This window comes from Citreimonas sp. (genome assembly GCF_042096055.1).
Classification (GTDB): domain Bacteria; phylum Pseudomonadota; class Alphaproteobacteria; order Rhodobacterales; family Rhodobacteraceae; genus Citreimonas.
The window spans coordinates 24,652-31,212 of the sequence record NZ_JBELMH010000039.1; the positions used below are offsets into that span (position 1 = coordinate 24,652).

Below are 6,561 nucleotides of genomic sequence, written 5' to 3' on the forward strand. Positions count from 1 at the left end.
CGCCCAGGAAGTCGCCGAAGCGCGGGCGCAGCACGGTCAGGTAATCCTCGTCGCCCAGCGCGTCGATCGCGCGGGCCTGGGCGTCTGCCTCGGTCCAGACGATCGACGACCGTTTGCCCGGCAGCGGCAGGATCGCCAGGGGCCCCGAGGGCAGGAACAGCTGGTGCGCGATGCCGCCATGCGGCTTATCGTGTGCGATGGCGCAGACCAATGCGCGCTGGCGGTAGGTCCAGCCGGTGCGCCGGATGCCGGCGCGCGTCGCCGTGCCGCTTTGCCGTCCGTCCGCGCCGATCAGCAGCCGCCCGGACAGGCGCCGGCCGTCCTGCAGCGTCACCTGCACGCCGCGCGCGTCGGTCTCCTGCGCGGTGACGCGGGCCTCGGACAGCGGCGTGATGCGCGCATCCGCGTCCATCGCGTCCAGCGTGGCGCGGCGCAGGAAACGGTCTTCCAGCATGTGGCCCATCGGGCCTTCCTCGATTTCGGCGCTCTGGAAATCGAGGCCGAGGAACACCGACGCGTCGCCCACCCGGCCGTCGCTGACGCGGATGCCGTGCATCGGCTGCGCCTCGGGTCCAAGCGTGTCCCACAGCCCCAGCGCCTGCAGCATCCGGACCGAACCCAGCGCCAGCGCGTAGGACCGCCCGTCGAAACCCGGCGTCGCGCGCGTGTCGCGCGGCAGCGCGTCGATCACGGTGCTGGTCAGCCCGGCGCGCGCCGCGGCCAGCGCCAGGGTCGCGCCGTTCAACCCGCCGCCGGTGATGAGAAGATCGCTGTCCATGCCCCGACATATGGGCGCCGGGGCGGGATTGTCCATCCGCCATCCCGCCGCTACCGTGCCCCGAAAACCGGAGGGGCCGATGACCGACTGGACGAAATGCAGCGCCGCGACGCTGGGCCGTGGCATCGCGTCGGGCGAGATCGACCCGGTGGATCTGACCGGCCATTTCCTCGACGCGATCGCAGCCAGCCTGGTCGCCGACCGCATCTATGCCCGCACCACGCCCGGCCGCGCCATGGCCGAAGCCCGCGCCGCACGCGTCCGCGCGCAGGAGGGCCGCCGGTTGTCGCCGCTCGACGGCGTGCCGATCAGCTGGAAGGACAACGTCGACACCGCCGGCATCGCGACCGAGGCGGGCTCGGCCATGCTGAAGGACCGCGTGCCCGAGGCCGACGCGCCGGTGCTGCGCACCGCCACCGCGCTGGGCACCGTCTGCCTGGGCAAGACGCACCTGTCGGAGCTGGCCTTTTCCGGGCTTGGGCTGAACCCCGTCACCGCCACGCCGCCCAACGTCAACGACGGCGGCGCGGTGCCGGGCGGCTCGTCCTCGGGGGCCGCGACGTCGGTGGCGTTCGGTCTGGCCGCCGCCGCCGTGGGCACCGACACCGGCGGCTCGGTCCGCATCCCCGCGGCGTGGAACGACCTCGTGGGCCTCAAGACGACGCACGGGCGCATCAGCCTCGACGGCATCGTGCCGCTGGCGGCGTGGTTCGACACCGTGGGCCCGCTGACCCGCGACGTCGAGGATGCCGCGCTGATGCTGGGCGTGCTGGAAGGGCGCGCCGCGCCGGACCTGTCCGCGCCGGGCTCGCTCGAGGGCCGCCGCTTCGCCGTGCTGCGCACCATCGTGACCGACGACCTGCGCGACGAACCCGCGAAGGCACACGAGGACGCGCTGAAGCGGCTCGAGGCCGCCGGCGCCACGCTGGTCGACTTCGACGCGCCCGAGATCGAGGGGCCGATGGGCGATTCGGCGGTTCTCTATACCACCGAGGCCTGGGCGCACTGGCGCCACCTGATCGAGAAGAAGGGCGATCTGATGTTCGGCCCGATCCGGGACCGCTTCGCCGCCGGTAAGGATCACGCGGGCGCCGATTACGCCGCGGCCTGGCAGGGCATGCTGGCCGCACGGCGCGTCTGGGCCGAGCGGACCGCCGCATTCGACGCCGTCCTGGCGCCGGCCGCGCCGAACCTGCCGCCGCAGGTCGACCGTCTGATGGAGCAGGGCGACTACTACGTGACCGAGAACCTGCTGACCCTGCGCAACACCCGCGTGGGCAACCTGATGGGCGTCTGCGGGATCACGCTGCCCACTGGTCATGCCAGCTGCGGGCTTATGCTGCTGGGCCGCGCCATGGGCGAGGATCGCTTGCTGCGCGTCGCCGCCGCGGCCGAGCGCGCGCTGGCCTAGCGAAACGCCAGATCCGCCGCCGCCGGGCGTTAAGGTTTTCGAAACCCTGAGGCTTTCTCGTCACAGACCGGGCCTGCAGCTGTTGCATTCTGGACAGCATGCCCCCGGATTCCGTATCCTGATCCCAAACGGGGCGCCAACGACCCCGGAACCCGAGGCAATCGATGCAGTTTCCAGACCGGTTCTCGAACCTGCCGGACTACGCGTTCCCGCGTCTGCGGGCGCTGCTCGACGCGCATGCGCCGGGTGGCCCCGTGCGCCACATGACCATCGGAGAGCCGAAGCACGCCTTCCCGCCCTGGATCACCGACATCATCGCGCGTCACGCCGACGAGTTCGGGCGCTACCCGCCCAACGACGGCACGCCCGAGCTGCGGCAGGCTATCGCCGACTGGCTGGCACGGCGCTACGGCGTGACGGTCGAGGCCGAGTCGCAGGTCATCGCGCTGAACGGCACGCGCGAGGGGCTCTACAACGCCGCGATGGCGCTGTGCCCCGAGGAGAAGGCCGGCGGTACGCCCGCCGTGCTGATGCCGAACCCGTTCTACCAAGTCTACATGATCGCCGCGCTGTCCGTCGCGGCCGAGCCCGTCTTCGTGCCCGCCACCGACGCGACCGGCCACCTGCCGGACTTCGCGGCACTGCCCGCGTCGGTGCTGGACCGCACCGCGCTGTGCTACGTCTGCTCGCCCGCCAACCCGCAGGGCGCCGTGGCGGACGAGGGCTACTGGGCGGACCTTCTGGCACTGGCCGAGCGACACGATTTCCGCATCCTCGCCGACGAGTGCTATTCCGAGATCTGGCGCGACACGCCGCCGCCCGGGGCGCTTCAGGTCGCCGCGCGCACAGGCGCCGACCCCGAGCGCGTGGTCGCTTTCCACTCGCTCTCGAAGCGGTCGAACCTGCCGGGGATGCGCTCGGGCTTCGCCGCTGGCGGGCCGCAATCGATCGCGCGCATGAAGCAGCTGCGCAACTATTCCGGCGCGCCGCTGCCGCTGCCGCTGCAGCGCGTGGCCGAGGCGGTCTGGGCCGACGAGGCCCACGTCGAGGAGAACCGCGCGCTCTACCGCCGCAAGTTCGAGATCGCCGATCGGGTGCTGGGCAACGTGCCGGGTTACCGGCCGCCGCAGGCGGGGTTCTTCCTGTGGCTGCCGGTCGACGACGGCGAGGCGGCGGCGCTGAAGCTCTGGCGTGAGACCGGCGTGCGGGTTCTGCCCGGCGCCTACCTGACGCGCGAGACCGACACCGCCAATCCCGGCGCGGGCTACATCCGCGTCGCCCTGGTGGGACCCGAAGACGAGACGGAACAGGCCCTGATCGCGATCAGGGACTGTCTGTACGACTGACGAAAAGACCAACGCGAAGAGGCACGTCATGGCATATCAGACCCGGGGCCGCGATCCCCTGTTCGACACCGACACCGCCGCGACCCTCGAACGACGGGGCCGCGAGCTGTGCGGGATCGTCCTGCTGGGGCTGGGCCTGCTGGCGGGCGCGATGATCGCGTCCTACGCGCCGGACGATCCCAGCTGGCTGTCGGCCACCGACGCGCCGGTGCAGAACTGGACGGGGCGCCCCGGCGCCGCGATCGCCGCGCCGCTGTTCATGATCATCGGCTGGGGCGCCTGGGCCTTCGCCGCCGTGCCGCTGGTCTGGGGCCTGCGCCTGGTCGCGCACCAGGGCGAGGGGCGGCTGATCGGCCGGATCGTCTTCGCGCCGATCTGGGTCGCGCTGTGCTCGGTCTACGCCTCGGGCCTGACGGCGGGCGAATCCTGGACCCACAGCTTCGGGCTGGGCGGGCTCTTCGGCGACATGATGATGGGCTCGGTCCTGACCGCGCTGCCGGTGGCGCCCGGGCTGGGGCTGAAGCTGATGCAGGCGGTCGCGGGCCTGGCCATCGTGGGCTTCGGTGCCTTCGTGCTGGGCTTCACCCGCGACGAGCTGCGCCGCATCGCGCGGTTCCTCGCGCTGGGCGTGGTGATGACCTACGCCACCGTGATGCGGCTGGTGGGCTTCGGCGCAGCCGGTGCGGTCGCCGGCGCGCAGCGGCTGCAGGCCGCGCAGGCAGACCGCCGCGCCCGCCGCGAACCCGCGCGCGGTGCGGGCCAGGCGGCACGCGACGACGCTTGGGATGACGACGACGAGGCGCCCGCGCCGCGCGGCGGCTTCCTGTCTCGCATGCCCGGCCTCGTCCGCCGGCCGGCGATGGCCGACGAGATGCCCGAGCCCGAGCTGATCGAGCGCGACATGGACGGCGTCGAGATCGACGAGCCGGGCGAGGACCGCGTGCGCGCGCGCATCTCGGACGCGATCCGCACGCGGCTGAACGGCGTGACCCGCGGCACGATGCGCCCCGATCCGGCCAAGCCGTTGACCGGGGGGCGCGGCCGCGGCCCGCAGCCGCTGCTCATCTCGCCCCGCGCCGTGGCCGAGCCGCCGCTGACCGGCGCGGCCGTTCCGCCGCCGCCCCCGCCCGTCACCGGACACGACGCCGCCTGGGACGGTGACGCCTGGGAGGCCGGCAGCGGCGATTGCGGCTACGACGACGCCTACCCCGAGGACGAGGCCGAGCTGCTGACCGACACGCGCCCCGCGCCGGTCGCACCGCACCGGCCGGCCGTGTCCGACCGCAAGGTCGTCCAGCAGCCCGTCCGTGCGCCGATCCAGCCCTCGCGCCGCGCGCAGGAAGAGGCGCAGCCCAGCCTGCAGTTCGACGACAGCGCCAGTGCGTTCGAGCTGCCGCCGCTGTCGCTGCTGATGAGCCCCGAGAAGATCGAGCGCTACGTCCTGTCCGACGAGGCGCTCGAGGAAAACGCGCGTATGCTGGAAACCGTGCTCGACGATTACGGCGTTAAGGGCGAGATCGTCAGCGTCCGCCCCGGCCCCGTGGTCACGATGTACGAACTCGAACCCGCGCCGGGCCTCAAGGCCAGCCGGGTGATCGGCCTTGCCGACGACATCGCGCGCAGCATGTCGGCCCTGTCGGCGCGCGTCTCGACCGTGCCCGGCCGCAGCGTGATCGGCATCGAGCTGCCCAACGAGAAGCGCGAGATGGTCGGCTTCCGCGAGATCCTGGCCAGCCGCGATTACGGCGACGGCAAGCACGGCCTGCCGCTGGCGCTGGGCAAGAACATCGGCGGCGAGCCGATGGTCGCCAACCTCGCCAAGATGCCCCACCTGCTGATCGCCGGCACCACCGGCTCGGGCAAGTCGGTGGCGATCAACACGATGATCCTGTCGCTGCTCTACAAGCTGACCCCGGACGAGCTGCGGCTGGTGATGATCGATCCCAAGATGCTGGAACTGTCGGTCTATGACGGCATCCCTCACCTTCTCAGCCCCGTCGTGACCGACCCCAAGAAGGCCGTCGTCGCCCTGAAATGGGTCGTAGGCGAGATGGAGGACCGCTACCGCAAGATGTCCAAGATGGGCGTGCGCAACATCGACGGCTACAACAGCCGCGTGGCGGACGCGCTGAAGAAGAACGAGATGTTCTCGCGTACGGTGCAGACCGGCTTCGACGACGAGACCGGCGAGCCGGTCTTCGAGACGGAAGAGTTCGAGCCCAAGAAGATGCCCTACATCGTCGTCATCGTCGACGAGATGGCCGACCTGATGATGGTCGCGGGCAAGGAAATCGAGGCCTGCATCCAGCGTCTGGCGCAGATGGCGCGGGCGTCGGGCATCCACCTGATCATGGCCACGCAGCGCCCGTCGGTCGACGTGATCACCGGCACGATCAAGGCGAACTTCCCCACGCGGATCAGCTTCCAGGTGACGTCGAAGATCGACAGCCGCACCATCCTGGGCGAGATGGGCGCCGAGCAGCTGCTGGGCATGGGCGACATGCTCTACATGGCCGGCGGCGCGCGCATCACCCGCTGCCATGGGCCGTTCGTGTCCGACGAGGAGGTCGAGGAGATCGTCAACCACCTCAAGTCCTTCGGCGCGCCGGACTACGTGGGCGGCGTTGTCGAGGGCCCGGACGAGGACAAGTCCAGCGACATCGACGCGGTGCTGGGGCTAAACACCGGCGGCAACACCGGGGGCGAGGACGCCCTTTACGACCAAGCGGTGGCGATCGTCATCAAGGACCGCAAGTGCTCGACCAGCTACATCCAGCGCAAGCTGGGCATCGGCTACAACAAGGCCGCTCGTCTCGTCGAGCAGATGGAGGACGAGGGCGTCGTGTCCTCGGCCAACCACGTGGGCAAGCGCGAGATCCTCGTGCCGGAACAGTGACCGGTGGGGCTGTCGGCCCGCTTCCGCGAAGATGAAACGCCAAACGCGCGCCTCGTGGGGGCGCGCGTTTTTGCGTTGAGCCGATCCCGAACGGGCGCGGCGGCTCAGTTCAGCTGGAAGTGAAGCTCGT

General features: G+C 71.2%; 4 protein-coding genes. 3 read left to right on the forward strand and 1 reads right to left on the reverse strand.

Annotated features, from left to right (window positions below):
* Window positions 1-778, reverse strand: a 778-nt coding sequence (locus tag ACFDTC_RS10435) for an FAD-dependent monooxygenase (protein WP_375258816.1), incomplete at its 3' end; no start/stop codon positions are given.
* A 79-nt stretch (window positions 779-857) separates the two neighbouring features.
* Here ACFDTC_RS10435 and ACFDTC_RS10440 point away from each other — a divergent pair.
* The 3 genes from ACFDTC_RS10440 to ACFDTC_RS10450 all read left to right on the forward strand — a co-directional run bounded on the left by ACFDTC_RS10440 (window position 858) and on the right by ACFDTC_RS10450 (window position 6,431).
* Entirely contained in the window at window positions 858-2,189 is a 1,332-nt protein-coding gene (locus ACFDTC_RS10440; RefSeq protein WP_375258817.1) for an amidase, read from the forward strand.
* Window positions 2,190-2,353: 164 nt separating this feature from the next.
* On the forward strand, window positions 2,354-3,535 hold the full coding sequence (locus ACFDTC_RS10445; RefSeq protein ID WP_375258818.1) for an aminotransferase class I/II-fold pyridoxal phosphate-dependent enzyme: 1,182 nt from the start codon (window positions 2,354-2,356) through the stop codon (window positions 3,533-3,535).
* A gap of 28 nt (window positions 3,536-3,563) precedes the next feature.
* Window positions 3,564-6,431: a DNA translocase FtsK gene (locus ACFDTC_RS10450; RefSeq protein ID WP_375258819.1), complete on the forward strand. Its 2,868-nt coding sequence runs from the start codon at window positions 3,564-3,566 to the stop codon at window positions 6,429-6,431.
* Window positions 6,432-6,561: the final 130 nt, after the last annotated feature.